General features: G+C 62.3%; 1 protein-coding gene. It reads left to right on the plus strand.

The features are described from left to right. Positions 1-102: 102 nt before the first annotated feature. Positions 103-276 (plus strand): YcjX family protein (locus L981_RS34315; RefSeq protein WP_197067224.1); only part of this gene is annotated, 174 nt, incomplete at its 3' end.

Here is a 276-nt window from a genome sequence, read left to right on the forward strand (position 1 = left end):
AATTAGTGCCTATATCGCGGAGGCAGCCTGCAGCCGATCGCCGTTCCGCAGGCTCGCCGATCCGAACGATCCCGGGAAACACGCCGCAAGAAAGACCAAGACTTGGCGCCTAACCTGACCAGCTTCAAAGACGACGCGCTGATCGCGCTCGACAATCTCACCGACCGCGCCTCCGGCCTCGTCAACCCTTCGATCCGGCTCGGCGTCACCGGCCTTTCCCGTGCGGGAAAGACCGTCTTCATCTCTTCCCTCGTGCACAATCTGCTGAACGGCGGG

This window comes from Ensifer sp. ZNC0028 (assembly GCF_000799055.1).
In the GTDB taxonomy this organism is placed as follows: Bacteria; Pseudomonadota; Alphaproteobacteria; order Rhizobiales; family Rhizobiaceae; genus Ensifer.